This is a genomic window from Roseateles sp. P5_B10, assembly GCF_056400485.1.
In genome coordinates this window covers 1-26,274 of sequence record NZ_JBFULE010000005.1, presented here as the reverse complement: position 1 = coordinate 26,274, position 26,274 = coordinate 1, and the positions used below count along the sequence as shown (strand labels likewise).

Here is a 26,274-nt window from a genome sequence, read left to right as displayed (position 1 = left end):
TCTCGCCCCAGCGTGCGCAACATCCTCTGGGTGGCGCTGACCGCCCTCTATCCCGTTCTCGTCTACCTGGGCCTCGCACATGCCGAGCCTCGGGTACTGGCGTTGCTGCTGCTGGCGCTGGCACTGGCGCGCTACCTCGCCTCGCGCAGCCAGCAGGCCCTCGCGATCGCGCTGGCCGGCCTGGTGCTGGCCGCGTTGACGGCCTGGTCCAACCAGCTGTTGCCGCTGAAGATCTACCCGGTGGCGATGAACCTGGCCATGCTGGTGCTCTTCGGCGCCAGCCTGTTCAAGGGCCAGACCGTCGTCGAGCGCCTGGCGCGCCTGCACGACCCCGAGCTGGACGCCCACGGGGTGGCCTACACGCGCCGCGTCACCATCGTCTGGTGCGGCTTCTTCATCGTCAACGGCAGCATCAGCCTGGCGACGGCCCTGTGGGCCAGCGAGCAGACCTGGGCGCTGTACAACGGCTTCATCACTTACGGGCTGATGGGCACCCTGATGGGCGGCGAGTGGCTGGTGCGCCGCCGCGTACGAGCCGGCAAGCATGTGGCGTGAACTGCGCCTCGGCCTTGCCGGTGCCCTGAGCCCGGCGCGGGCCGCTCAGCCCGTGGGTTGGCGTTCCGGCCGGGCTGTCATGTCGGCCGAGTTCCTGGCCCAGGCCGCTGGCTGGTTCGCGCATTTCCAGGCGCTGGCGACGGGCGACGTCGCACTGCATTTCGAAGACACCCTGCACGCCACCGCCGCGCTGTTCGGCGCCTGGCATGCCCGCAAGACCGTCTGGTGGCCCGGTGACGCGCTGCCGGCCACGGCGCAGCGTCTGTCCGAGCAGGTGGGGGCGTTTGCCGGCGACTGGCCTGGCCGCAGCGATGCCACTGCTGCCGTGGCCGATGCGCCCGTGCCGGATTGGCAGTCGCTGGACCCGCAGGCCCCCCAGCTCGTCGTTTTCACTTCCGGCAGCAGCGGCGAGCCCAGCGCCATCCCCAAGCAGCTGCACCAGTTGTTCGACGAGGTGCGCGCGCTGGAAGCCGAGTTCGGTGCGCGCCTGGACGGCGCCACGGTTCACGCCACCGTCAGCCACCAGCACATCTACGGCCTGCTGTTCCGCGTGCTGTGGCCGCTGGCGGCCGGCAGGCCCACCGCGGCGAACCGCGTGGCCTATCTGGAAGACCTGCATGCCGTGCCCGGCCGCATCGCGCTGATCGCCAGCCCGGCCCACCTGAAGCGCCTGCAGCTCGCCGTCACCGGCGACCTGCCCGAGCGCCTGGCGGCGGTGTTCAGCTCCGGCGGCCCGCTGCCAGCCGATGCGCTGGCCCCCTGCGCCGAGCGCCTGGGTCAGACGCCCATCGAGGTCTACGGCAGCAGCGAGACCGGCGGTGTGGCCTGGCGCCAGCGCCCGCCCGGCGCGGGCGATGCCGAGCCCTGGCGCGCGCTGCCCGGCGTCGAATGGCAATTGAGCGACGGCCAGCTGCAGCTGCGCTCGGCCCATATCGGTGGCGATGACTGGTACACGGCCGCCGACCATGCGCGCGCGGAAGGCCCCGGCTTCGTGCTGTTGGGCCGCGCGGACCGCATCGTCAAGGTGGAAGAAAAGCGCGTGTCGCTGGCCGCCGTCGAGCAGGCCCTGCTGGCCAGCGGCCAGGTGCAGGAAGCCCGCGCGCTGCTGCTGCCGGGCTCGCGCCAGGAGCTGGGCGTCGTGTTGGTGCCCACGCCCGAGGCCTGGGGCGCCATCGACCAGGCCGGCCGCGCTGCATGGCTCGCGCCGCTGCGCGAACGCCTGGCCGCCCAGCTGGAGTCCACCGTGCGCCCGCGCCGCTGGCGCCTCGTCAGCGAATTCCCCGCCAACACCCAGGGCAAGACCACTCRGGCCGCATTGCAGGCCTTGTTCGACCCCATGCGCCCGCCCGCCCGGGTGCTGATGCGTGAGGCGCTGACGGTGCGGCTGCGCGTCGACATCGAGGCCCGCCATCCCGGCTTCGAAGGGCACTTTGAGGGCCAGCCTGTGCTGCCGGGCGTCGTGCAGCTGGATTGGGCAGAGCGCTTTGCACGCGAGCTGTTCGCACTGCAGCCGGCCTTTGCCGGGCTGGACCAGCTCAAGTTCCAGCAGGTCATCCGCCCCGGCGGCACCGTGGACCTCGAGCTGACCATCAATGCCGACGGCAGCGAGCTGCGTTTCGCGCTGACCAGCGAGCGCGGCGCGCACGCCAGTGGCAAGCTGCGCTTCGGAGCCGGCGTGTGAAGGTTTGCGCCGTCATTCCTGTTTACAACCATGGCGGTACGGTCGGTGGCGTTGCGGCCAAGCTGCGCGAGCAGGGCCTGCCGGTGCTGCTGGTGGACGATGGCAGCGCAGCCGCCACGGCAGCGCAGCTCGACGCCTTGGCGCGGCAGGACGGCATCCAGCTGCTGCGCCTGCCGCACAACCAGGGCAAGGGCGTGGCCGTCATCGCCGGCATGCGCCTGGCGGTCGAGCAGGGCTACACCCATGGCCTGCAGATCGATGCCGACGGCCAGCATGACGCCTTCGATGCCTCGCGCTTCGTGGCCGCCGCCCAGGCGCACCCTGAGGCGCTGATCTGCGGCTGCCCCATCTACGACGCGTCCGTGCCGCGCGCGCGGCTGTACGGGCGCTATGCCACCCACATCTGGGTCTGGATCAACACGCTGAGCTTCTCGGTGCGCGACTCCATGTGCGGCTTTCGCATCTACCCGCTGGCCACCACGCTGCCGCAGCTTGCGCACGCGTCCATGGGCCGGCGCATGGACTTCGACACCGAGATCGCCGTGCGCCTCGTGTGGGCCGGCGTGCCCGTCATCAACCAGCCCACGCGCGTGCACTATCCGGTCGGCGGCATCTCGCACTTTCGCGTCTGGCGCGACAACGTGCTGATCTCGGCCATGCACACGCGGCTCTTCTTCGGCATGCTGTGGCGCGCGCCGCTACTGCTGGCGCGCAAGCTGCGGAGCAATCCATGACAGTGCGCGCTCAGCACTGGGCGTCGTTGGGTGAAACGACCTTCGTCAGCGGTATCTGGCTGCTGTACGGCGTGCACAAGCTCTTCGGCCGGCGCCTGGTTCGCTGGGCCATGTTTCCCGTGGTGGTGTTGCATTGGCTGACGCGCCCGGCGCTGCGCCGCTCATCGCTGGACTATCTGCGCCATCTGCACCGTGCCGAACCGGGCGTGTTCAAGCGTGAACCCGATTGGCGCGAAGGGCTGCGCCACGTCGCCTGCTTTGCCGAGACCATGCTCGACAAGCTGCTGGCCATGGCCGGCCGCTACCCGGCCGAGTGCGTGCGCGAGCAGGACTTCTCTCTCGTCGACGCCATGGTGGCCCGGGGCCAGGGCGGCATCTTCATCACTGCCCACATGGGCTGCCTGGAGCTGTGCCGCATGGTGGGCCGCACCAAGCAGGACCTGAAGCTGACGGTGCTGGTGCACACCCGCCACGCCCAGGCCTTCAACCGCATCCTCAAGCGCCTGGACCCGAGCTCCGCTGTCAACCTGCTGGAGGTCACCGACTTCGGGCCGGCCATGGCCATGCAGCTCAAGGAGCTGGTGGACGCCGGCGGCTGGATCGCCATTGCCGGCGACCGCGTGCCCATCCAATCCGCCCAGACCGTCAGCGTCGACTTCCTCGGCGCGCCGGCGCCGCTGCCGGTGGGCGCCTATGTGCTGGCCGGCGTGCTGCACTGCCCGCTGGTGCTGCTGACCTGCCTGCACCGCGGCGCCGGCTATGAGATCCGCTTCGAGGTGCTGACCGAGCACGTCAGCCTGCCGCGAGCGGGGCGCCGCGAGGCTCTGGCCCAATACGCTCAGAGCTACGCACGGATTCTGCAGCGCCGCCTGCGCGAATCGCCCTATGACTGGTTCAACTTCTACGCTTTCTGGGACAGCCCGCATGCCGTTGCCTGAGATTGTTTTCGATGGCCGCCCGCTGAGCCTGGACGACATCGCCGCCATCTCCCGCCGCGAGGCCCGCGCGCGTCTGAGCACCGCGCCTGATTTCGTGCGCCACATCGACGCCGGTGCCGAGTTCATCGCCCGCCTGCTGGCCGAGGACGGCGTCGTCTACGGCGTCACCACCGGCTATGGCGATTCCTGCACCGTCAGCATCCCGCCGGCCCTGGTGGCCGAGCTACCGCGTCATCTCTACACCTATCACGGCATCGGCGCCGGCCCCATGCTGGCGCCCGAGCAGGTGCGCGCCGTGCTGGCCGTGCGCCTGCAGTCCCTGGCCCAGGGCGTGTCGGGCGTCAGCCATGCGCTGCTGGCCCAACTCGCGGCCCTGCTCGAGCACGACATCCTGCCGCTGATCCCCAGCGAAGGCTCGGTCGGCGCGAGCGGTGACCTGACGCCGCTGAGCTATGTCGCCGCCGTGCTGTGCGGCGAGCGCGAGGTGTGGTTCCAGGGCCGGCAGATGCCGGCGGCCGAGGCCATTGCGGCCGTCGGCCTCAAGCCGCACACGCTGCGCCCCAAGGAAGGCCTGGCCATCATGAACGGCACGGCCGTCATGACGGCGCTGGCCTGCCTGGCCTTCCAGCGTGCCGAGCGGCTGTCGCTGCTGGCCACGCGCATCACGGCGGCCAATGTCGTCGCCAGTGCCGGCAACGCCCATCATTTCGACGAGCGCTTGTTCGCGGTCAAGCCGCATGCCGGCCAGCAGCGCGTCGCCGCGCGGCTGCGCACCGACCTCGCCGGCGACAGGCCCTCGCGCAACGAGCAGCGCCTGCAAGACCGCTACTCGCTGCGCTGCGCGCCCCACGTCATCGGCGTGCTGGAAGACGCGCTGCCCTGGCTGCGCCAGCTCATCGAGAACGAGCTGAACAGCGCCAACGACAACCCGCTGGTGGACGCCGTCGAGGAGCGCGTGCTGCACGGCGGCCATTTCTACGGCGGCCATATCGCCATGGCCATGGACACGCTGAAGACGGCCGTCGCCAACGTCGCCGACCTGCTCGACCGCCAACTCGCCCTGCTGGTGGACACACGCTTCAACCACGGGCTGCCGTCGAACCTGAGCGGAGCGCTGGGCGAGCGCGCCGCCATCAACCATGGCCTGAAGGCGCTGCAGATCAGCGTCTCCGCCTGGACCGCCGAAGCCCTCAAGCAGACCATGCCTGCCTCGGTCTTCAGCCGCAGCACCGAGTGCCACAACCAGGACAAGGTCAGCATGGGCAGCATCGCCGCCCGTGACGCGCTGCGCGTGCTCGACCTCAGCGAGCAGGTCGTCGCCGGCCTGCTCATCAGCGCCCGCCAGGGCCTGGGCCTGCGCCAGCGCCTGGGCGGCCTGCAGCTGAGCCCGTCGCTGTCGGCCTGGTACGAAGAGCTCTGTGCACGCCTGCCGCTGATCGACGAAGACCGCGCGCTGGACGCCGAGCTGCAGATGTTGCTGCGCGAGATCCGTTTGCCCCACGGAGCCCTGCATGCGCCTGCGTGAAGACCCGCGCCTGGCCCACGAGATCGAGATCACGCCGGCCTTCCACGATCTCGACCCGATGGAGATCGTCTGGCATGGCCGCTATGTGCAGTACCTGGAACAGGCGCGCTGCGCGCTGCTGCAGCGCTTCAACTACGACTACCCGCAGATGCGCGCCAGCGGCTATGCCTGGCCCATCATCCATCTGCAGCTGAAATACGTGCGCCCGGCCGAATACGGCATGCGCCTGGGCGTGCGCGCCTGCATCACCGAGTGGGAGCACCGCCTGCGCATCGACTACACGGTGCGCGACATCGCTACCAACGCGCGCCTGACCCGGGCCCACACGCTGATGGTGGCCGTGGACATGCGCAACAAGGAAATGCAGTTCGCCAGCCCGCCTATCCTGTTTGAACGTCTGGGCATTCCGCTGCCATGAAGCGCCGTCTCTTCCTTCTTGCCGCATGCCCGTTGCCCGCGCTGGCCGACACCATCGCCCAGGTTCAGCAGCGCCTCGTCAGCACGCCGGTGCAGCGCGGTGGCTTCCAGCAGGACAAGCAGCTTGCCGGCTTCGCCAAGCCGCTGAAGAGCCAGGGTGACTACCTGTTGGTGCGCGGCAAGGGCCTGATCTGGCGCACGACGGCGCCGTTCGCCAGCCAGTTGGTGCTGACGCGCGACCGCATCGCCGGTGGTGGCGGCCTGCAGCTGGATGCCAGCAAGGAGCCCGGCATCCGCGTCGTGACCCAGCTGATGCTGTCGCTGCTGGACGGCGACCTCGGCGCGCTGCAGCAGGCCTTCGAGGTGCAGGCCAGCCTGCAAGGCGACAAGGCCTGGCGCGCCGCGCTGAAACCCAAGGCCGCAGCCCTGGCCCAGCTCTTCGCCCGCATCGAGCTGGAGGGCGATCGCCAGCTGCGCCGCATCGTCATGACCGAGGCCCAGGGCGACACGACGACGCTGCGTTTCGACGAGCAGGCGCGCGAGCCCGCTGCGCCCAGCGCCGACGAGGCCAAGCAACTTGGCTGACCGGCCCAGCCGCTTGGCGCCCTGGGCCTGGGCGCTCGCGCTGCTGCTGATGGCCGCAGCCCTGGCCGTGGCTGCGTACAAGGGTCGCGTGCGCATCAACACCGATGTGCTGGCCATGCTGCCCAAGGACGAGCGCCGGCCCGAGGTCGAGCAGGCGATGGCCGCGCTGGCCAAGGCAGGGGAGGGCCGCGTCATCGTCATGCTGCGCGCACCCAAGGGCAGCGAAGCGGCGATGGACCGCTTCATCGCCAAGCTGCAGGCCGAGGTGCCCGGCATCAAGCTCAGGCACCGTGTGTCCGACGCCCAGCAGGCCGATTGGCTGAGCTTCTTCGCCCCGCAACGCGGCGCGCTGCTGACCGACGCCCAGCGCCAGTCCCTGCAGACCGCCCCTTCGGAAGCGCTGGCTCAACAGGCGCTGACCAGCCTGATGCAGCCCATGGGCCTGCCGCGCGTGGGCCGCTGGATCGACGATCCCTTCAACACCCTCGGGGCATGGCTCGCCGAGCGTGCCCAGGGCAGCAAGGTGCGCGCCCTCGATGGCCGGCTGCGCCTGGCCGATGCCCAGGGCGACTGGATGCTGGCGCTGATCGATAGCGGAGCCAGCGCCTTTGCCTTGAGCGACAACGAACGCATCGCCAACGCCCTCGCGCAGGCCCGCGCGGCCGTGCCGGAGGCCCAGGTGCTGGCCGCCGGCGTGCCCCTGCACGCGCATGCCGCGGCCGCGCAGGCCCAGCGCGAGATGCATCTCATCGGCGTGGGTTCACTCGTCGGCGTGTTCGCGCTGAGCTGGTTCGCCTTCGCCCGCATCCGGCCGCGCCTGCTGGTGCTGCTGTCGGTGGGCAGCGGCCTGCTGGTAGCCGTGGCGGCGACGCTGGCGGTGTTTGGCGAGCTGCACCTCATCACGTTGGTGTTCGGCGCCAGCCTCGTCGGCGTGGCCGAGAACTACGCCAGCAGCCACTACAGCAGCCGCATCGCCCAGCCGCCGGCGCAGCGCTTCGCGCTGATGCGCGAGCAACTGCCGACCATGGTGCTGGCGCTGAGCACCACGCTGGCCGGTTACGCGCTGCTGGCGACGACGCCCTTCCCCGGCCTGCAGCAGGTCGCGCTGTTCTCGGCCGCCGGCCTGACGGCCGCCTTTGTCAGCACCTGGCTGTGGTTCCCGCATCTGGACGCCGGCCCCGTGCCCGTGCGGCCGCTGACGCGCGCGTTGGGCCGCGCCTGGCAGCGCTGGCCGCAGCTGACCTGGCGCAGCGGCCTGATCGGCGGCGTTGTCATCGCCGCTCTGTTGGCTGCTGCCGCCTGGCGCGGCCAGGCCAACGACGACATCCGCCTGCTGCAGAACACGCCGCCCGCGCTGATGCAGGAGCAGATCGACATCGGCCGGCGGCTGGACCTGCCCAGCCCGGCGCAGTTCTATCTGCTCACTGCGGGCAGCGAGGCCGTGCTTCTGGAGCGCGAGGAAGCTCTCAAGGCCAAGCTCGCCAGCACGCCCGGTATCGCCGGCTGGCAGGCCGTTTCCGACTGGGTGCCTTCGCCGGCCCGTCAGGCCGGCGATGCGGCCCTGGTGCAGCGCCGCTGGGCCGAGGTGTCGCTGCTGGTCGCCGAGCAACTGGGTCAGCCCCTGCCCCAGCGCGATGCCGTCGCGGCGCCGGTGCTGACGGTGGAGGCCTGGCGCACCGCCCCTGTCAGCGAGGCGGCGCGCCACCAGTGGCTGGGCCGCGATGCCGACGGCCGCTGGCACAGCGTGCTGATGCTGCGCGGCGTGTCGCGAGCATCCTTGCCGCAGCTCGCCGCCCTGGCCGACGGCACGACGGTGCGCTGGGTCGACAAGGTGGCCGATGTCTCCGAGCTGCTCGCCCGTCAGCGCATCCGCATGCTCGGCGTGCTGGCGATTGCGGTGGGCGCCGTCGCAGCCTTGCTCGCCTGGCGCCTGGGCGCTGTCTGGTGGCGCGCTCTGGTGCCGACGTTGCTGGCCGGCAGCCTGGCGCTGGCCGCCACCGCCTTGCTCGGCCAACCCTGGCAGCTCTTCCACGTGCTGGCCCTGCTGCTGCTGCTCGGCGTGGGGGTGGACTACGGCATCTTCCTGCTCGCCCAGCCGAGCCGGCGGGACCTGCGCGGCTTCGTCTCCATCACACTCGCGGCCGCCAGCACCTGGCTGTCCTTCGGGCTGCTGGCCCTGTCCGGCACGCCGGCATTGCGGGCCTTCGGCCTGACCCTGGGCCTGGGAATTGCCCTGGCCTGGTTCCTCACCCCTTTCTTCGTCAACGACCATGACCCTCGAAACGACTGACGTCTGCATCATCGGCGCAGGCCCTGCAGGCGCCGTCGCTGCGGCCTTGCTGCGCCGCCAGGGCCTGGCCGTGACCGTGCTGGAGCGCCAGACCTTCCCGCGCTTTTCCATCGGCGAGAGCCTGCTGCCGCAGTCCATGGCCTATATCGAGAAGGCGGGGCTGCTGCAGGACGTCGTCGAGGCCGGCTTCCAGTTCAAGAACGGCGCGGCCTTCTGCCGCGGCGAGAAGCGCACTGCCTTCGATTTCCGCGACAAGTTCACCCCCGGCTGGGGCACGACCTACCAGGTGCAGCGTGCGCATTTCGACCAGGTGCTGGCCAATGGCGCCGCCAAGGCCGGGGCCGATGTGCGCTACCGCCATGAGGTGACGGCTGTGCGCGTCGCGGCAGGTCAACGCCCGCAGATCGACGTGCAGCCGCTGGACGGCGGCGCGGCCTACACCGTCGAAGCCGGCCATCTGCTGGACGCCAGCGGCTTCGGCCGCACGCTGCCGCGCCTGCTGGACCTGGAGACGCCCTCGGCCTTCCCCGTGCGCGCCGCCACCTTCACGCATGTGCAGGACCGCATCAGCGACCCGACGTTTGACCGCACCAAGATCCTCGTCACCGTGCATCCGGACGACGTGGACGTGTGGTTCTGGACCATCCCCTTCAGCAACGGCCGCTGCTCGCTGGGCGTCGTCGCGCGGGCCGAGTACTTCGACCGCTTCCCCGAGGACGCGACGGAGCGACTGAAGGCCGTCGTCGCCGAGACACCCTCGCTGGCCGCGCTGCTGAAGGACGCCGTCTGGGACACGCCGGCCAACCGGCTGCAGGGTTATGCGGCCAACGTGAAGTCGCTGTGGGGCCCGGGCTTCGCGCTGCTGGGCAATGCGGGCGAGTTCCTGGACCCGGTGTTCTCCAGCGGCGTGACCATCGCCGTGAAGTCCGCCGACCTGGCCGTGACGGCGCTGCTGCGTGAACGCGCCGGCGAAGCGGTGGACTGGGAGAAGGACTACGCCAAGCCGCTGCGCGCCGGCGTGGACGCCTTCCGTGCCTTTGTGGAGAGCTGGTACCGCGGCGGCTTCCAGGACGTCATCTTCCACCAGGACCAGAACCCCGACATCCGCCGCATGATCTCGTCCATCCTGGCCGGCTATGCCTGGGACCTGACCAACCCCTACGTCGCGCATCCCGAGCGCATGCGCACGCTGGAGCAGTTGTGCGCCCCCTGATCCTGTTCGCTGCGCTGTTGCTGTCAGCCTGCCAGACGCTGCCGCCACCGGCCGCGCTGCCGCCACTGCAACTGGCGCCGGCCGCTTTCGGTGCCGAACTGTCGCTGGCCCAGCGGCTGACGGTGACAGACGCGCCCGACGACCCCAACGGCGCCGTCACCGAGCGCCAGCTCGACACGCTGCTGCAGGTCGACGCCCGGCAGCTGCAGCTCGCCGGTCTCGCCTTCGGCCAGCGCGTGCTGACCATGCATTGGGACGGCCGCGAGTTGAAGGTGCAGCGCCACCCCATGCTGCCCGCGGCGGTCGACCCGGCGCGCGTGCTGCGTGACATCGCCCTGGTCTTCGCGCCKCTGCCCGCACTGCAGGCCGCGCTGCCCACGGGTTGGACGCTGGACGAGAGCGGCAACGCGCGCACGCTGCGCCAGGGCGGAGAGGTGCGCCTCACGGTGCGTTATCTGGACGGCCGCGCGCGCGTGGAAATCGACAATCGTGCCGAGCATTACCAACTGCGCATCGAATCGCGCTCCATGGAGGGGGGCTGATGAATGTCTATCTGAACGCCCTCGGCGTCGTCTGCGCCGCCGGCCATGACGCCGCCACGCTGGCTGAGTCGCTGTGGGCCACCACGCCCAGTGGCGTCGAGCCCGAGGCCTGGCGCGGCCGCACCCTGCACCTGGGCCGTGTGCGCCAGCCCCTGCCTCTGCCTGACGCTAACGCCCAGCGCAGCCGCAACAACGCGTTGCTGCTGACGGCGCTGCAACCCATCCGCGCCGCGGTGGATGCTTCCATCGAACGCTTCGGCCCGTTGCGCGTGGCCATCGTGCTGGGCACCAGCACCTCGGGCGTCGGCGAGAGCGAAGCCGCCTGGGCCCACCACCGCGAGCACGGCGAACTGCCGGCCTGGCACGACGTGCGCCAGCAGGAGATCGGCTCCGGCGCCGCGCTGCTGGCTGAAGAGCTTGGCACGCTGGGCCCCGCCTATGTCATCTCCACGGCCTGCTCGTCCAGCAGCAAGGCCCTGGCCAGCGCCGCGCGGCTGCTGCAGGCGGGCATGGCGGACGCCGTCGTCTGCGGCGGTGCCGACAGCCTGTGCGACTTCACCGTCGCCGGCTTTGCCTCGCTCGAAGCCGTCAGCGACGTGCGCTRCAACCCCATGGGCGCGCAGCGCTGCGGCATCAACATCGGCGAGGCCGGCGCGCTCTTCCTGATGACGCGCGAAAAAGGCGCCGGCCCCGCCGTGCGCCTGGCCGGCTGGGGCGAAACCAGCGACGCCCACCACATCTCCGCGCCCGAGCCCAGCGGGCGCGGCGCCGAGGCCGCGATGCGCGCAGCGCTGGACATGGCGGGCCTGGCGCCCGCCGACATCGGTTACCTCAACCTGCATGGCACGGCCACGCCGCACAACGATGCGATGGAGAGCGAAGCGGTGGCCCGCGTCTTCGGGCTGGATGTGCCCTGCAGCTCCACCAAGCCGCTGACCGGCCATACGCTGGGTGCTGCCGGCGCGCTGGAGGCGGCGATCAGTTGGCTGACGCTGCTGGGCGACGGCGCCCTGCCGGCCCACCATTTCGATGGCGAGCGCGACGCGGCCCTGCCCGCCATCCGCCTGGTTTCACCGGGCGAGCGCCTGGCTGCCGCGCCGCGCGCCGTGTTGTCCAATTCCTTTGCGTTTGGCGGCAGCAACGCCGCCCTGGTGTTGACCCGTGAAGACTGAACCCGCCATCGCCGACCTCGTGCCGCACCGCGGCGCGATGAGCTGGCTCGACCGCGTCATCGAGACCGATGCCGAGTCGCTGCTGGCCGAGGCCACCGTGCGCGCCGACCATCTGCTGGTGCAGGGTGGCCAGCTCAGCGCATCGGCCGGCGTCGAATACATGGCCCAGGCGGCCGCCGCATGGGCCGGCTATCAACGCCACCTCCATGCCGATGAAGGCGGGGCCGCCCGCATCGGCTTCCTGCTCGGCACGCGCCGCTACCAGTGCAGCCGCGCGGCCTTCGTCGTCGGCGATGTGCTGCGCGTGCAGGTGCAGCGCCTCTTCCAGGCCGACAACGGCCTGGGCCAGTTTGAGTGCGTCATCAGCATCGATGGCGCCGAGGTGGCGCGCGCCAGTCTCAATGTCTTCGGGCCCGACGACCCGGAGGCTTTCCTGAACGGACAGACCCCATGAGTACTCCCCATACCGTGCTGGTGACCGGCTCCAGCCGCGGCATCGGCCGCGCCATCGCGCTGCGGCTGGCGCGCGACGGCTACGACGTCGTCATCCATTGCCGCAGCCGCCGCGACGAGGCCGAGGCCGTGGCCCAGGCCGCCCGCGAACTCGGCCGCAACGCCCGTGTGCTCGCCTTCGACGTGGCCGACCGCGCTGCCACCGCCGCCGCGCTGGAGGCCGACGTGGAGGCCCATGGCTGCTATTACGGCGTCGTCTGCAATGCCGGCATTGCCCGCGACGGCGCCTTCCCGGCGTTGACCGGTGAGGACTGGGACGCCGTCATCCACACCAACCTCGACGCCTTCTACAACGTGCTGCAGCCGCTGACCATGCCGCTGGTGCGCCGCCGCAAGCCCGGCCGCATCGTCACGCTGGCCTCGGTCTCGGGCCTGATGGGCAACCGCGGGCAGGTCAACTACAGTGCCGCCAAGGCCGGCATCATCGGCGCTAGCAAGGCGCTGGCCGTCGAGCTGGCCAGCCGCAAGATCACGGTCAACTGCGTGGCACCGGGCCTCATCGAGACGGACATGATCGACGCCGAAGTGCTGGAGCACGCGCTGAAGTTGATCCCGGCGCAGCGCGTCGGCCAGCCCGAGGAGGTGGCGGCCCTGGTGGCCTTCTTGATGAGCGAGGACGCGGCCTACATCACGCGTCAAGTGATTTCCGTGAATGGGGGGATGGTCGGGTGAGCAACAAGAGAGTCGTCATCACCGGCATCGGCGCGTTGTCGCCRCTCGGGCATGACGTGGAGACCGTCATGGACAGCCTGCGCGCCGAGACCAACAAGGTCCAGCGCATGGCCGACTGGGCCGATTACGAGGGCCTGAACACGCAGGTCGGGGTGCCCTGCGCACCCTTCGAGCTGCCGGCCGACCGCTACAACCGCAAGACCATGCGCAGCATGGGCCGCGTGGCCCAGATGGCCACGCGCTCGGCCGAGCTGGCGCTGGAGCAGGCCGGCCTCATCGGCGACCCGCTGCTGACCAGCGGCCGCATGGGCGTGAGCTTCGGCAGCTCCAGCGGCACACCCAGCGCCATCGGCGACTTCGGCCGCATGATGACGGTCAAGAGCATCGAGGGCATCAACGCCAACACCTACGTGAAGATGATGTCGCACACTGYGACCGTCAACATCGCGGTGTTCTTCGGCATCACCGGCCGCATCATCACGACGAGCAGCGCCTGCACCTCGGGCAGCCAGGGCCTGGGCTATGCCTACGAGGCCATCCAGAGCGGCCGCCAGGTCGCCATGCTGGCCGGCGGCGCCGAGGAACTGGACCCGACCCAGGCGGCGGTGTTCGACACGCTGTTCGCGACCAGCACCAGGTACAACGACCAGCCGCGCCTGACGCCGCGCCCCTTCGACGCCGACCGCGACGGCCTGGTGCTGGGCGAGGGCGCCTGCACCTTCGTGCTGGAGGAGTACGAGCACGCCAAGGCGCGCGGCGCCAAGATGCTGGGCGAGATCGTCGGCTACGGCACCAACTGCGACGGCACCCACGTCACGCAGCCACAGTCCTCCACCATGGCCCAGGCCATGCGCCTGGCGCTGGAAGATGCYGGCCTGCCCGCCACTGCCATCCCCTACGTCAACGCCCATGGCACCAGCACCGACCAGGGCGACGTGGCCGAGAGCCAGGGCACGCAAAGCATCTTTGGCACCGGTGTGGCGATCTCGTCGCTGAAGAGCTATATGGGCCATACCCTGGGCGCCTGCGGTGCACTGGAGGCCTGGATGACGCTGGAGATGATGAACGCCGACTGGTTCGCGCCCACCATCAACCTCAAGCGCGTCGACCCGCGCTGCGGCGACCTCGACTACGTGCTCAGCGGCGGCCGCGTGCTGCAGACCGAGTTCGCGATGACGAACAATTTCGCCTTCGGCGGCATCAACACTTCGTTGATCCTGCGCCGCCTTTGATTTCGACAACCCGCCTGGGAGGGCCTGATGAAGCAGAGCGTTCTGACCATTGCATTGATTTTGGCAAGTGCTGCGGCGCAAGCCGGTTCGCCGGAACAGGAGTTGGCTGACGGCAAGCGGATCGCCGCCAGCTTGTCGCAGGAAGGTCGAGACCTCTGCGTCTTCGACAACGGTGCGCCGTCCGACATGCCGCACCAGAAACTGCAACAGCTCAAGGTCGCCAAGGGCACCTATGGCGGCGTCAAGGAGTTGCTGCCGGCCCTGGTGCAGCAGGCCCTGGTGAACAAGGCCGATGCCCTCGTGGACTACAACAGTTCGCAGCGTTTTGGCTTCTGGCCTTGGCGCGTCGTGCGCCCGGTGGTCACGGCAACCGCCATCCGCTGGAACGAGGCGCCTCGCAAGTCCTGCGAGGCCATGGGTGGCGTGCGCATGGAGGTCATCCTGACGACCAACAAGAGCCCCGAGGCGCTGGCGCAGGGCGTCGCGCCTCAGGCGCCCGCCGCCGTCACGGCCGATCAGGCGGCATCCGCGCCGCAGTGATCGCAGGGCTGCACGGCGCATTTGCCGGCTTCCGCCTACCTGTGCGGCGCCCTTGATACGGCATCATCGAAAGCCCCGTTCAAGGAGCGTGCTCATGAAGTTTCGTCTTGTGGTCTTGGCCGCCGCTGCGTTGCTGTCGGCGCCAGCCTTCGCGCGCGATACCGTGCTGCATATCCCGCTGGCCGATGTGCTGGAACTGCCCGAGGCCAAGGAAAAACTGGACCCGGCGTTCAAGTTCTATTTGGCCGGTCAAGCGACGCCGAAGGTCAGCAGACGCCTCGCGACCTACGTGGCCAATCCGAAGACCAACGGCTTCGGCAAGGCGGACGACTATGGTTGCAAATGGGCCGCATTGAGTGCGCTGATCGATCTGCAGGATGGCGCCAAGCGCCACGGCGCCAATGCCGTGGTCGACATCGTCAGCTACTACCGGAAGGTGGAGTACAAGAGTGCGACCGATTTCGAGTGCCATGCCGGTGCCTTCGTCATTGGCGTCGCTTTGCGCGGYACTTTGGCCAAGGTTGAGTGACTGACCACGGCTCGCGGTGACCCTGCTCTGCCTGCTGGCCGCCGAGCCTGAGCTGCGGGTCGGCATGCCGTCACCGGGCGCCTGGCTGACGCCCTCCGAGCAGGCTCGCCTGCAGTCGCTGGGCACCGAGGCCCGGCGCGACACCTTCCTGGCCGGCCGCTGGCTGGCGCGCCGCGCGGTGCAGCGCTGGCTGGGCTCGGATGAGCCGCCTGCACTGGAGGTGGCCAGCAGCGGTGCCTGCCGCGTGGTGGGCCGTGGTGATGTGTTCGTGTCCATCAGCCACGGCGCCGGCACAGTCGCCTGCGCCGCGGCCGGGGTGCCGATCGGCATCGATGTGGAAAGCCTGGCCCGGCCGCGCGACCACCTGGCCCTGGCCGAGACGGTGCACAGCCCCGCGCAACGCGCCGACCTGGCCGCCTTGCCGGTCGAGGCGCGCGCGCAGGTCTTTCTGCAGGCCTGGACGCTCAAGGAGGCCTGGCTCAAGGCGCGCGAACAGGGTCTGGACTTTGCGCTGATGCGGGCGCTGGACTTCAGCGACGACCCCGAGGGCGACGTGGCCGTCACGACCATCGGCGCTGTGGTGCTGGCTGTGGCCTGCAATCCCAAGTTGCCTGTGCGCATCGAAGGCCCCATGAATGCAGTGTGGCGCCGCTGCCGGGCGCGCAGGGCCGGCGAATAAACTGCTGGCCCCACGAAAGCAGTACGGAGGCAGGATGGCGCGATGGCGCTTCGCAGCGGCATTTGCAAGCCTGGCGTTGGTCGTCGCGACCCATGCCGCGGCCGACCCGTCGCCGCTGGCCGAGCATGTGTCGGTGAGCGCGCCGGTGCCCATCCGCCTGTTACTGACTTTCGACGACGGCCCGAGCGCGCGGGAGACCGACAACCCGACGGTCCAAATCCTCGACGGCCTCGCGCGCAATGCCATCCAGCCGGGCATCAAGGCGCTGTTCTTCGTGCAGACGGGCGCCGTGAACGGTGGTGCCACGCCGCGCGGCCAGGCGCTGATGCGCCGCACGCTGGCGGAGGGCCATGTGCTGGGTTTTCACACCGCGACGCCCGGCCACACCAGCCACACCAAGCTGAGTGATGAGCTGCTCGAAGGCAGCCTCAGCCAGGGCTTGGCGGCGCATATGGAATTGGCCGGCCGCCCCCCGGTGCTGGTGCGCCCGCCGCATTGGGCCTACGACGCGCGCACCTTCGCGGCCTATCAGCGCCATGGGCTCAGCGTCGTGATGACGGACCTGTCCGCCAACGACGGCAAGATCCCCTGGCCCAATGCCAGCCTGCGCCGGCGCTCGCATTTCGAGCACCAGATGCGCGAGCTGCGCCGGCGGATCACCGAGCTGCCGCTGGTGGACGGCGTGCGGCCGGTGGTCGTGACCTTCCACGATGCCAACCCCTTCACCGGCAGCCATGTCGACGAGTATCTGCAGATCCTCGTCGATGGCGCCAACAAGGCCGGGCTTGTGTTGGCCGATCCGCCGTTCTACGACTCGGCCGAATCCTTGGAAGCCGCTGCGCGGGCGCGGGCGCTGACCGACCCGAGCGTGCAGATCCGCATCCCGGGCTTCTGGACTTCGCTGCTGGCCTGGATCCTGCCCGAGCCTCCGCTGGACTGATCAGCCGGGCTTGCGAGCGACGGCGTTCAGCAGCGTTTCCTCGCGATTTTTCGGCTGGCCCAAGCCCAGCCATTCGCGCGCACCCAGGTCGCTGCGGCTCCACCACAGATAGGGCGTGCTGATGCGGTCCGCGTCCACCTGGAAGCCGGCCTCGCGCACCAGGGCGATGAACTCGTCCGCCGTGCGCTGCACATGCATGGGGTGGCGGAACAGCAGCCGGATGATCCAGCTGTGGATGTAGGCGCGCGTGCTCTCGGCCAGCAGCAGCAGGCCGCCGGGCTTAAGCACGCGAAACGCCTCGGCCAGGGCCGCTTTCTGGTCGACGATGTGGTGCAGGGTCTGGTGGCACAGCACGATGTCCACCGACGCGTCCGGCAGCGGAATGCGCTCGGCATGCGCCGCGTGCAGGGTGACGGGCACGGGGCAGGCTTTCACCATCGCGGCGCAGCGGGCCTCGAAGTCCGGCTCGGGGTCGAGTGCATGGATCTGGGCCGGCGCAAAGCGTGCCGCCATCTCCGGCAGGGAGTGGCCCTGGCCAGTACCGATGTCCAGCATCACGCCGCCGCGCGGCGCGTCCGGCGCCATGCGCTGCAGGTCGCTGAGCGCACGGCCCAGCACGTGCACGCGCCAGGTCGCGGTGGACAGGAACCACAGGCCGAAGCGGGTCTCGGGCACGAAGGCCAGTTTCTGGGAGGGGCGGGCGCTGGCTGTGTTCATGGGCGGCGGCCCCGAAAAAACAAGTCGGCGATGATAGAGCTTTGCCCCTTCGCGCCCCGCCTGCCATGAGCTCCGAACCGTCCAGTTTCACCCTGCAAAGCCCCGATGGCGCGAGCGCCCAGTTCAGCTTGCACGGCGGCCACCTGCTGTCGTGGCGCCCACCCGGTGCCGGTGAGCAGCTCTATCTGTCGCCGCGCAGCGAATTCACGCCAGGCAAGGCCATCCGCGGCGGCGTGCCGGTGTGTTTCCCGCAGTTTGCCGAGCGCGGGCCGCTGCCCAAGCATGGCTTTGCGCGCACGCTGCCGTGGGAGCTGGTCCAGCAGCAGCAGGGCAAGGACGATGCGCTCGCCGTCATGCGCCTGCGCGACAGTGACGCGACGCGTGCGATCTGGCCGCATGCCTTCGAGCTGGAGTTGAGCGTGCGCGTCGGCGGCCGCAGCCTCGACATCGAACTCGCCTGCGAGAACCTCGGCGACGCACCGCTGCAGTTCACAGCGGCGCTGCATACCTATTTGCGCGTGGCCGATCTGGACGCCGTCAGCGTCGAAGGGCTGGCCGGCCTGCGCTATTTCGACAGCATCAAGCAGGCCGAGGCGTTGCAGCGCATGGATCTGCTGCTGACCGGCGAAAAGGGCGTGCTGGACCTGGACCGCATCTATTTCGGTGTCAAGGACCGTCCGCTGCTGGTGACCGAGGACCGCCGCCAGGTGGCCGTCCGCCAGCAGGGCTTTGAGGATGCCGTGGTCTGGAACCCCGGCCCCGAGCGCTGCGCCAAGCTGGCCGACATGCCGCCCGAAGGCTGGTCGGAGATGCTGTGCGTGGAGGCGGCATGCGTCGGTCGCCCCATCGAGCTGCAAGCCGGCGATACCTGGGTCGGCCGGCAGAGCCTGGCCTTGCTKTAGCCAGGCGCGGGCCGCTCAGCCCAGCAGCGGCTCGTCCGGCAGTTCGTTCAGGCGCGGCGTGGCGGCGCTCGCGTCACGCGGGAAGTGCGCCACCAGCAGCGCGTCCACGGCCGCGATGGCGTCGACCAGGCCCGGCTCGAAGCGGCCGGCGCGGAAGGCCTCGCTCATGGCCTGGACCAGCTGCTGCCAGTGACCGGCGCCCACGCGGCGCGCCAGCGCGCGGTCGGCGACGATCTCGATGCGGTGCTCGGCCAGCAGCAGGTAGATCAGCACGCCGTTGTTGTGCTCCGTGTCCCACACGCCCAGCTTGGCGAACATCGTGACGGCCCGTTCGCGCGCCGGCGCGTCGCGCCAGAGGTAGCTCAGTGGCAGGCTGGCTTCGACGCAGACGCGGATCTCGCCGCTGTGGCGCTGCTCGCTGTCGGCCACGCGCTGCTGAAGCCGCACCAGCGCCTCGGGTGGCAGCACGCGGCGGGCATCGTCCTCGTCCCAGAGGCGATGGCGGATGAAGCGCTGGAGTGACAGGCGCGCCATCACCAGTCTCCCGAGGCGCCACCGCCGCCGAAGTTGCCGCCCCCGCCGGAAGAGAAGCCGCCGCCCCCACCGAAGCCACCACCCCCGCCACCACCCCCGCCGAAGATGATGGGCGGGATCAGCATGCCGCCGCGGCGGCCGCTGAGTCCGGCAAGGCCGGAACTTCGTCGAGCGGCGCCGATGCCGAACAGGCCCACGAGCACCAGGGCCGCGACCGCGGCTATGCCGGCCACGACGAGGCCGCCGCCAAAGGCCCAACCCGCCGCGCCGGCGGCGCCTGCCGTGGCCAGGCTGCCCAGCTTGCGGCCGAACAGGCCGGTCAGCAGCATGCCGACAACCGGCACGCCGATAAAGAAGAGCATGCCGAGGTCCTGGAAACCAAAGCCCTCGTTGTCACCGGCGTGCGGCGCGGAAGCGGGGGTTGGCAGGCCTTCGCCGTTGATGCGCGCCTGCAGTTTCTCGATGRCCGCCTGCAGGCCACCGGCGTAGTCGCCATTGCGGAAGGCCGGCTTCATGGCCGTGTCGATGATCTGCCGCGCGGCCAGGTCGGGCACCGCGCCTTCGAGGGCCTTGGCCACCTCGATGCGCATCTTGCGGTCGTTCTTGGCGACGACGATCAGCAGCCCGTCACCCACTTCGCGGCGGCCGATCTTCCACTGGTCGGCGACGCGCTGGGCATAGGCGGCGATGTCCTCGGGCGCGGTCGTCGGCACCATCAGCACCACGATCTGCGGCCCCGACGCGCGCTCGTAGGCGGCCAGCCGGTCTTCGAGTGCCTGGCGCTGCGTGGCGTCGAGCGTGGCGGTCTGGTCGATGACGCGGGCATTCAGTCCCGGCACAGGCTGCACGCCCTGGGCCTGGACCCACGGCGCCGCCAACAGCAGCAGCAAGGCAGTCAGCCAGCGCATCGCGCGGCTACTTCGACGCGGCCGGTGCCACCGGCCTGGCCGTCGTGCCGAAGTCCACCGTCGGCGCCGTCGTGATGGCCGCCTCGTTCTGCACGGTGAAGTTGGGCTTGGCCTTGTAGCCGAACAGCATGGCCGTCAGGTTGTTCGGGAAGCTGCGCGTGTGGACGTTGTAGCTGGCCACTGTCTGGATGTAGCGGTTGCGCGCCACGGTGATGCGGTTCTCGGTGCCTTCGAGCTGCACGCGCAGATCCTGGAAGCCCTGGTTGGCCTTCAGGTTGGGATAGTTCTCGGTGACCACSAGCAGSCGSGACAGCGCGCTGCTCAGCTCACCCTGTGCGGCCTGGAACTTCTTCAACGCCTCGGGGTCGTTGACCAGCTCCGGCGTGGCCTGCACGCTGGTCGCGCGGGCGCGCGCCTCGACGACGCGGGTCAGCGTCTCCTGCTCGAAACTGGCCTCACCCTTGACCGTGTTGACGATGTTGGGAATGAGGTCGGCCCGGCGCTGGTACTGGCTCAGCACCTCGGCCCAGCTGGCGCTGACCTGCTCGTCAAGGGTCTGGAACTGGTTGTAGCCGCAGCCCGACAGGCTGGCGGCGGCCGCCACGGTGACGAGGATTCGGATCATGGACGCATCTCGCTGCTGGGAGGATGGCAGACAAGGGCAAACGACGCTCCCGCGACGCGCCGGATCGTGCCGGGGCCAGCAGGGATAATTTGGTCATGTTCGCCCCCCTGCAAAACGACACCTTCCTGCGCGCCTGCCTGCGCCAGCCCACCGAGCACACGCCCATCTGGCTGATGCGCCAGGCGGGCCGCTACCTGCCCGAGTACCGCGCCACGCGCGAGAAGGCCGGCAGCTTTATGGGCCTGGCCACCAACCGCGACTACGCCACCGAGGTGACGTTGCAGCCGCTGGAGCGTTTCCCGCTGGACGCCGCCATCCTGTTCAGCGACATCCTGACGGTGCCCGACGCGATGGGCCTGGGCCTGTCCTTCCAGCAGGGCGAGGGCCCGAAATTCGCAAGGCAGGTCCGCGACGAGGCCGCGGTGGCAGCGCTGGAAGTACCCGACATGGACAAGCTGCGCTATGTCTTCGACGCCGTCACATCCATCCGCGAGGCCTTGAACGGCCGCGTGCCGCTGATCGGCTTCTCCGGAAGCCCCTGGACCCTGGCCTGCTACATGGTGGAAGGCGGGGGCTCCGACGACTACCGCCTCGTCAAGAGCCTGATGTATTCGCGCCCCGACCTGATGCACCGCATCCTGGACGTGAACGCCCGCTCGGTGGCCGCCTATCTGAACGCCCAGATCGAAGCCGGTGCCCAGGCCGTCATGCTGTTCGACTCCTGGGGCGGCGTGCTGGCCGACGGCGCCTTCCAGCAGTTCAGCCTGGCCTATTCGCGCCAGGTGCTGAGCCAGGTGAAGACCGAGCACGGTGGCGTGCGCATTCCTCGGCTGCTGTTCACCAAGGGCGGCGGCCTGTGGCTGGACGAGATTGCCGACGCCGGCGCCGACGTCGTCGGCCTGGACTGGACGATGAACCTTGGCGCCGCCCGTGCCCGCGTGGGCGATCGGGTCGCGCTGCAGGGCAACCTCGACCCCAATGTGCTGTTCGCGCCACCCGAAACCGTACGTGCTCAGGCCCGGGCCGTGCTGGACAGCTTCGGCAAGCCCGCCGCCGGCCACGGCCATGTCTTCAACCTTGGCCATGGCATCAGCCAGTTCACACCGCCCGAGAGCGTGGAAGCCTTGGTGGACGAGGTTCACCAGCATTCGCGCCGCCTGCGAACTGCAGCCTGACAGGGCCGTCAAATCTGCAGTTCCGCGATGACTTATCCCCAAAATTCGGGAGGCGAGGGCGGCGGACTGTCGTTGGTGCGGCGCACCTAAGAGTTTTCCCGAATTCGTGCTAAGTGCTTGATTTTCAAGGCAGCACTCAAATGGCGCCGACGAACGGATTTGGGGCGGTTCGTCCCGCTCTGGCGCTCTATCGGCCCGCACGGGGCGATTTGCTCACAAACTTATCCACAGAAATTGTGGGCAACCCAAGAGCCTTTAAGAATCATGTACTTGCAGCCACTTGCTGAGCCACTGCTTCACAAGAAGCGCGGAGCTGCGCATGGCTGAAGCTGAAGGCCCTGCAACGGTGCGCGTGGCGGTCGACGCCCCTCAGCACAGCGGCTTGAATGGCCCGCTTGACTACGCGAGTGAGCAGGCGCTCGCATCAGGCACTTTGGTGCGGGTGCCGCTGGGCAAGCGTGAACTGCTGGGCATCGTCTGGCCGGGCGACGAAACCATGGCGCCAGACGTCACCCTGCGGCCGGTGGCCGCCGTTTTTGACGCGTTGACGCCGCTGGGCGCCGACTGGTGCCGGCTGCTGGATTTCGCCGCCGGCTATTACCAGCGCAGCGTAGGCGAACTGGCCAGCGCGGTGCTGCCGCCGCAGTTGCGTGAACTTTCGCCTGATCAGTTGGCTGCGCGTTTGCGCAAGCTGGACCGCAAGGTCGCCAAGGCGGTCGCCGTGCCGGAACCGGTCCGGCCCGAGCTGGCGCCGGAGCAGGCCGAGGCCGTCACCCGCATCACGGCCCAGATCGACGGCGGCGAGCGCAAGCCGCTGCTGCTGTTCGGCGTGACCGGCAGCGGCAAGACCGAGGTCTATCTGCGCGCCGCCGAAGCCGCGCTGGCGGCGGGCCGCCAGGTGCTGGTGCTGGTGCCCGAGATCAACCTGACGCCGCAACTGGAGGCCCGCTTTACCGAACGCTTCGCGGCGCTGCTGCCTCAGCCCCTGGCCATCGTGTCGCTGCACAGCGCGCTGACGCCGGCCCAGCGCCTGCAGAACTGGCTGGCCGCCCACCTCGGCCGCGCGCGGCTGGTGCTGGGCACGCGGCTGGCGGTATTCGCGTCGCTGCCCGAGCTGGGGCTGATCGTCGTCGACGAGGAACACGATCCCTCCTACAAGCAGCAGGACGGCGCCCGCTACTCGGCGCGCGACCTGGCCATCTGGCGCGCGCATGACCTCAAGGTGCCTGTCGTGCTCGGCTCGGCCACGCCGTCGCTGGAGAGCTGGCAGCACGCCGAAAGCGGCCGCTATGAGCGCCTGACGCTGGCCGCCCGCATCGGCGGCGGCGCGCTGCCCCGCGTCAGGCTCTTCGACATGAAGGCCTTGCCGCCCACCGCTGGCGTGACGACCGCGCTGACCGCGCCGCTGCTGGCCGAACTGAAGGCACGACTGGAGCGCGGCGAGCAAAGCCTCGTCTTCCTGAACCGCCGCGGCTATGCACCGGTGCTGCATTGCGGCGAATGCCAGTGGAAGAGCGACTGCCCCCACTGCAGCGCCTGGCGCGTCTTCCACAAGCGCGACCGCACGCTGCGCTKCCACCACTGCGGCTTCACGGAGCGCGTGCCAAGCGCCTGCCCGAACTGCGGCAACCACGACATCGCCCCCATCGGCCGCGGCACTGAGAAGCTGGAGGAGCAACTCGGCGAGGCCTTGCCCGGCGCGCGCGTGCTGCGCATCGATGCCGACTCGACGCGCCGCAAGGGCGAGTTGGAAGCGCAACTGCAGGCCGTGCATGACGGTGACGTTGACATCCTCGTCGGCACGCAGATGGTCACCAAGGGGCACGACTTCCGGCGCATCCGCTTCGTCGCCGCGGTGAACCCGGATGGGGCTCTCTTCAGCAGCGACTTCCGCGCGCCGGAGCGCCTGTTCGCGTTGCTGATGCAGGCGGGCGGCCGTGCGGGTCGTGATGCATCTGGCGAGACGCCGGCCGAGATGTGGGTGCAGACCTGGCACCGCGACCATGCCCTCTACCAGGCGCTGGCACGCCACGACTATGTGCGCTTCGCCAGCGACCAACTGGCCGAGCGCCGCTCCGCCAGCCTGCCGCCGTTTGCCCACCTGGCGCTGCTGCGCGCTGAGGCGCGCACGGTGGAGGCGGCCAAGGCCTTCCTGACGGCCGCCGCGGAGCTGATGCATGACGACGGCGTGCTGGTCTACCCGCCGGTGCCGCACGCGGTGGCCCGCGTGGCGGACGTGGAGCGCATGCAGATGCTGGTGGAGGCCACGCAGCGCGCACGGCTGCAGGCCTTCCTGCGCGGCTGGGTGCCGGAGCTGATCGCGCTCAAGCGCGAGCACAAGGCCGTGCTGCGCTGGGCCGTGGACGTGGATCCTTTGGCGATCTAACCAAGCCAGAATGCGGCGATGGACACCCATCGCCGCCACCTGCTGCAGCTGTCCCTGGCCGCCGGCCTCGCGCCCGGCTTATTGCGCCATGCGCGAGCGGACGTGGCGCCGCGCTTCGCGCTGGGCATCGCATCCGGTCACCCGACGCCTGACGGCATGGTGCTGTGGACCCGGCTGACCGGCGCTGACCTGCCGGCGCGCGTCGAGGTGCGCTGGGAGGTTGCGGAGGATGAAGCCTTTCAGCGCCGCGTCGCCTCGGGCACCGAGATCGCTGAAGGCGCCTGGGCGCACAGCGTGCACGCCGAGCCCGCAGGGCTCAAGCCCGGCCGCTGGTACTGGTACCGCTTCGAAGCCCTGGGCCAGCGCAGCCCGGCAGGCCGCACGCGCACCACGCCGGCCGCGGACGCACTGGAGCCGCTGCGCTTTGCCATCGCCAGCTGCCAGCGCTGGGACCACGGCTTCTTCGCCGCCTGGCGCCACATGCTGGCCGAGGAGCTGGACCTGGTCATGTTCCTGGGCGACTACATCTATGAATACGGCGCGGCACCGGGCCGCGTGCGGGCCGTGGAAGGCGGTGCTGCCGTGACGCTGGACCAGTACCGCGGCCGCTACGCGCAGTACAAGTCCGACCCCGCGCTGCAGGCCATGCATGCCGCCGTGCCCTGGCTGTACGTGTGGGACGACCACGAGGTCGAGAACGATTACGCCGGGCTGCGCGGCGAGAAGATCGCGCAGGACTTCCCGGCGCGCCGGGCCGCCGCCTACCAGGCCTGCTGGGAGCACCAGCCCCTGCCCAAGGCCTGGCGCCCGCGCGGTGTGGAGATGCGCATGCATGGCCGCCACACCTGGGGGCGGCTGGCCGTCATCCATGCGCTGGACGACCGCCAGTACCGCGACCCGCAGCTGTGCACCAAGGCCGGCAGATACGGCAGCAACACGCTGCCGCTGCGTGAGTGCCCGGAGCTGCTGGACCCGAAACGCACGCTGCTGGGCGCGGCCCAGGAACGCTGGCTGGCCGAGGGCTGGGACACCACGCCGGGCCGCTGGAATCTCGTCGCACAGCAGACGTTGATGGCGCGCATGAACTGGAACGCGACTGAGCCCACTTACTGGACCGACGGCTGGGATGGCTACGCGCCGGCCCGCAACCGGCTGCTGGCGACCGTGCGCGAACGCCAGGTGCCCAACGTCGTCGTGCTGGGCGGCGACGTGCATTCGCACATCGTGGCAGACCTGAAGGCCGACTTCGACGACCCCGACTCGCCCGTCGTCGCCAGCGAGTTCTGCGGCAGTTCCATCACCAGTTGGGGTGGCAAGCAGCAGCGGTTGGACGAGGTGTTGCCGCACAACCCGCACCTGCACTACGGCCGCAGCGACCAGCGTGGCTACATGGCCTTCGTGGTCGACAAGGCGGGGCTGCGGGCGGCGGTTCGGTCGCTGGACGATGCCCTGCGGCCTGACAGCGCCATCCGGACGGTGGCACGTTTCGCCGTGCAAGACGGCCGAGCCGGCGTGCAGCCCGCCTGACGGCAGCGGCTCAGCGCGGGCGCGGCGTGGGGGCCGTCAGCGCGGCGGCCAGCGCCGTGGCGCGGCGCGCCTCGGCCTGGCGGCGCAGCGTACGCGGCAGCAGCAGGCAGCCCGCCAGCGCGGCGAAAGTCAGCGCCAGGCTGCCGGGCTCGGGGATGCGGTTCAGGTTGACGTTGTCGAGGTTGCCGCCCAGGCCGTCGCTGGTGCCCACGGATGCGAAGCTCAGCAGGTTGCGGCCGGCCTGTGCCGTCAGGCTGAACTTGACCTCGGTCCATTGATTGCCGCTGCCGCCGAGGCCGCTCAGGGTGGCGCCGAGCTGCACGCCGTTCCAGAACGCCTGCATGCCGTTGGTCGACGCGGCCTGGAGCTCGCGCGGTGCATACCAGAAGCTCAGTTCATAGCGTGCGCCAGCGCTGAGGTTGTCGAGGTATTGACCCATCAGCGTGTTGCCGTTGGTGTCGAGTTCGAGGTAGTTGCGGCCGTCCTGGGCCGTGCCGGCGACGTTGTTGCGGACTTCGAAACCGCTGCCGGGACCGCCGAGCCAGGTCCAGCCCGGCGTGGTGGCCACGTTGACCCAGTTGCCGTTGGCCACGGCCGTGCTCTCGAAGCTGCCGTTGACGAGCAGGTTCACCGGTGCGGGGGCGGCCAGTGCGGAACTGCCGAAGGCAATCAGAGCGAGCAGGGACAGGGCGCGTTTCATGGGCGGGGGCAGGCGGTGTGATGACTGGCCGCGATTCTTTAGC

Annotated in this window: 27 protein-coding genes; 22 read left to right on the top strand and 5 right to left on the bottom strand. The window is 69.9% G+C overall.

Going from position 1 to position 26,274, the window contains the following annotated elements; genetic code table 11:
- Positions 1–12: 12 nt before the first annotated feature.
- The 18 genes from AC1DU6_RS01010 (at position 13) to AC1DU6_RS00925 (ending at position 16,757) form a co-directional block, all read left to right on the top strand.
- Positions 13–555 carry a COG4648 family protein gene (locus AC1DU6_RS01010; RefSeq protein WP_157282223.1) on the top strand — a complete coding sequence of 181 codons (543 nt, stop codon included), beginning with the start codon at positions 13–15 and terminating at the stop codon, positions 553–555.
- Complete coding sequence (locus tag AC1DU6_RS01005) at positions 545–2,236, top strand: ApeI family dehydratase (protein WP_477855878.1); 1,692 nt, start codon at positions 545–547, stop codon at positions 2,234–2,236. The genes AC1DU6_RS01010 and AC1DU6_RS01005 overlap by 11 nt, the downstream gene beginning before the upstream one ends.
- On the top strand, positions 2,233–2,970 hold the full coding sequence (locus AC1DU6_RS01000; protein WP_477855877.1) for a glycosyltransferase family 2 protein: 738 nt from the start codon (positions 2,233–2,235) through the stop codon (positions 2,968–2,970). The genes AC1DU6_RS01005 and AC1DU6_RS01000 overlap by 4 nt, the downstream gene beginning before the upstream one ends.
- Positions 2,967–3,908, top strand: coding sequence for an LpxL/LpxP family acyltransferase (locus AC1DU6_RS00995; protein WP_056205526.1), 942 nt, complete (start codon positions 2,967–2,969; stop codon positions 3,906–3,908). Before AC1DU6_RS01000 ends, AC1DU6_RS00995 begins: the two co-directional genes overlap by 4 nt.
- A complete protein-coding gene (locus AC1DU6_RS00990; RefSeq protein ID WP_477855876.1) occupies positions 3,895–5,433 on the top strand; it encodes an HAL/PAL/TAL family ammonia-lyase in 1,539 nt (512 codons plus the stop codon). The genes AC1DU6_RS00995 and AC1DU6_RS00990 overlap by 14 nt, the downstream gene beginning before the upstream one ends.
- Positions 5,420–5,851 carry an acyl-CoA thioesterase gene (locus tag AC1DU6_RS00985; RefSeq protein ID WP_477855875.1) on the top strand — a complete coding sequence of 144 codons (432 nt, stop codon included), beginning with the start codon at positions 5,420–5,422 and terminating at the stop codon, positions 5,849–5,851. The genes AC1DU6_RS00990 and AC1DU6_RS00985 overlap by 14 nt, the downstream gene beginning before the upstream one ends.
- Positions 5,848–6,435, top strand: a complete 588-nt coding sequence (locus AC1DU6_RS00980) for a LolA family protein (RefSeq protein WP_477855874.1) — start codon at positions 5,848–5,850, stop codon at positions 6,433–6,435. The genes AC1DU6_RS00985 and AC1DU6_RS00980 overlap by 4 nt, the downstream gene beginning before the upstream one ends.
- The gene (locus AC1DU6_RS00975) at positions 6,428–8,725 is read left to right on the top strand and encodes an MMPL family transporter (protein ID WP_477855873.1); all 2,298 of its coding nucleotides are present in this window, start codon (positions 6,428–6,430) and stop codon (positions 8,723–8,725) included. Before AC1DU6_RS00980 ends, AC1DU6_RS00975 begins: the two co-directional genes overlap by 8 nt.
- Positions 8,706–9,938: an NAD(P)/FAD-dependent oxidoreductase gene (locus AC1DU6_RS00970; RefSeq protein ID WP_477855872.1), complete on the top strand. Its 1,233-nt coding sequence runs from the start codon at positions 8,706–8,708 to the stop codon at positions 9,936–9,938. The genes AC1DU6_RS00975 and AC1DU6_RS00970 overlap by 20 nt, the downstream gene beginning before the upstream one ends.
- On the top strand, positions 9,926–10,480 hold the full coding sequence (locus AC1DU6_RS00965) for a DUF3261 domain-containing protein (protein ID WP_457321180.1): 555 nt from the start codon (positions 9,926–9,928) through the stop codon (positions 10,478–10,480). Before AC1DU6_RS00970 ends, AC1DU6_RS00965 begins: the two co-directional genes overlap by 13 nt.
- Complete coding sequence (locus AC1DU6_RS00960) at positions 10,480–11,652, top strand: beta-ketoacyl-ACP synthase (protein ID WP_477855871.1); 1,173 nt, start codon at positions 10,480–10,482, stop codon at positions 11,650–11,652. Before AC1DU6_RS00965 ends, AC1DU6_RS00960 begins: the two co-directional genes overlap by 1 nt.
- Complete coding sequence (locus AC1DU6_RS00955) at positions 11,642–12,106, top strand: hotdog family protein (protein WP_477855870.1); 465 nt, start codon at positions 11,642–11,644, stop codon at positions 12,104–12,106. Before AC1DU6_RS00960 ends, AC1DU6_RS00955 begins: the two co-directional genes overlap by 11 nt.
- On the top strand, positions 12,103–12,837 hold the full coding sequence (locus AC1DU6_RS00950) for a 3-ketoacyl-ACP reductase FabG2 (protein WP_457321175.1): 735 nt from the start codon (positions 12,103–12,105) through the stop codon (positions 12,835–12,837). Before AC1DU6_RS00955 ends, AC1DU6_RS00950 begins: the two co-directional genes overlap by 4 nt.
- Positions 12,834–14,069 (top strand): beta-ketoacyl-ACP synthase, encoded by a 1,236-nt coding sequence (locus AC1DU6_RS00945; protein ID WP_477855869.1) that lies wholly within the window; start codon positions 12,834–12,836, stop codon positions 14,067–14,069. Before AC1DU6_RS00950 ends, AC1DU6_RS00945 begins: the two co-directional genes overlap by 4 nt.
- Positions 14,070–14,096: 27 nt before the next feature.
- Entirely contained in the window at positions 14,097–14,609 is a 513-nt protein-coding gene (locus AC1DU6_RS00940) for a hypothetical protein (protein ID WP_457321171.1), read from the top strand.
- 109 nt (positions 14,610–14,718) lie between these two features.
- Positions 14,719–15,138: an excinuclease ATPase subunit gene (locus tag AC1DU6_RS00935; protein ID WP_457321194.1), complete on the top strand. Its 420-nt coding sequence runs from the start codon at positions 14,719–14,721 to the stop codon at positions 15,136–15,138.
- Positions 15,139–15,154: 16 nt separating this feature from the next.
- On the top strand, positions 15,155–15,817 hold the full coding sequence (locus AC1DU6_RS00930; protein ID WP_457321170.1) for a 4'-phosphopantetheinyl transferase family protein: 663 nt from the start codon (positions 15,155–15,157) through the stop codon (positions 15,815–15,817).
- 34 nt (positions 15,818–15,851) lie between these two features.
- On the top strand, positions 15,852–16,757 hold the full coding sequence (locus AC1DU6_RS00925) for a polysaccharide deacetylase family protein (protein WP_457389423.1): 906 nt from the start codon (positions 15,852–15,854) through the stop codon (positions 16,755–16,757).
- Here the strand turns inward: AC1DU6_RS00925 and AC1DU6_RS00920 are convergent, their stop codons facing one another.
- A complete protein-coding gene (locus tag AC1DU6_RS00920; RefSeq protein ID WP_457321166.1) occupies positions 16,758–17,474 on the bottom strand; it encodes a class I SAM-dependent methyltransferase in 717 nt (238 codons plus the stop codon). It abuts the gene before it with no gap.
- Between the two features lie 65 nt (positions 17,475–17,539).
- Between AC1DU6_RS00920 and AC1DU6_RS00915 the strand changes: the two genes are divergently transcribed.
- Positions 17,540–18,376 carry a D-hexose-6-phosphate mutarotase gene (locus AC1DU6_RS00915; protein WP_457321164.1) on the top strand — a complete coding sequence of 279 codons (837 nt, stop codon included), beginning with the start codon at positions 17,540–17,542 and terminating at the stop codon, positions 18,374–18,376.
- A 15-nt stretch (positions 18,377–18,391) separates the two neighbouring features.
- Here AC1DU6_RS00915 and AC1DU6_RS00910 read toward each other — a convergent pair whose 3' ends face one another.
- The 3 genes from AC1DU6_RS00910 to AC1DU6_RS00900 are packed head-to-tail and all read right to left on the bottom strand — an operon-like array spanning position 18,392 to position 20,443.
- Positions 18,392–18,910: a TPM domain-containing protein gene (locus AC1DU6_RS00910; protein ID WP_457321163.1), complete on the bottom strand. Its 519-nt coding sequence runs from the start codon at positions 18,908–18,910 to the stop codon at positions 18,392–18,394.
- Complete coding sequence (locus AC1DU6_RS00905) at positions 18,910–19,818, bottom strand: TPM domain-containing protein (RefSeq protein ID WP_477855868.1); 909 nt, start codon at positions 19,816–19,818, stop codon at positions 18,910–18,912. The genes AC1DU6_RS00910 and AC1DU6_RS00905 overlap by 1 nt, the downstream gene beginning before the upstream one ends.
- Positions 19,819–19,825: 7 nt before the next feature.
- The gene (locus AC1DU6_RS00900; protein ID WP_457321159.1) at positions 19,826–20,443 is read right to left on the bottom strand and encodes a LemA family protein; all 618 of its coding nucleotides are present in this window, start codon (positions 20,441–20,443) and stop codon (positions 19,826–19,828) included.
- A gap of 95 nt (positions 20,444–20,538) precedes the next feature.
- On the opposite strand from AC1DU6_RS00900, the gene hemE reads away from it, so the two are divergent.
- From hemE to AC1DU6_RS00885, 3 genes are all read left to right on the top strand, one after another.
- Complete coding sequence (hemE, locus tag AC1DU6_RS00895) at positions 20,539–21,618, top strand: uroporphyrinogen decarboxylase (protein ID WP_457321157.1); 1,080 nt, start codon at positions 20,539–20,541, stop codon at positions 21,616–21,618.
- A 319-nt stretch (positions 21,619–21,937) separates the two neighbouring features.
- Positions 21,938–24,004: a primosomal protein N' gene (locus tag AC1DU6_RS00890; protein ID WP_477855867.1), complete on the top strand. Its 2,067-nt coding sequence runs from the start codon at positions 21,938–21,940 to the stop codon at positions 24,002–24,004.
- 18 nt (positions 24,005–24,022) lie between these two features.
- Complete coding sequence (locus AC1DU6_RS00885; protein ID WP_457321154.1) at positions 24,023–25,531, top strand: alkaline phosphatase D family protein; 1,509 nt, start codon at positions 24,023–24,025, stop codon at positions 25,529–25,531.
- A gap of 10 nt (positions 25,532–25,541) precedes the next feature.
- Here the strand turns inward: AC1DU6_RS00885 and AC1DU6_RS00880 are convergent, their stop codons facing one another.
- A complete protein-coding gene (locus AC1DU6_RS00880) occupies positions 25,542–26,231 on the bottom strand; it encodes a hypothetical protein (protein ID WP_457320796.1) in 690 nt (229 codons plus the stop codon).
- Positions 26,232–26,274 lie beyond the last annotated feature (43 nt).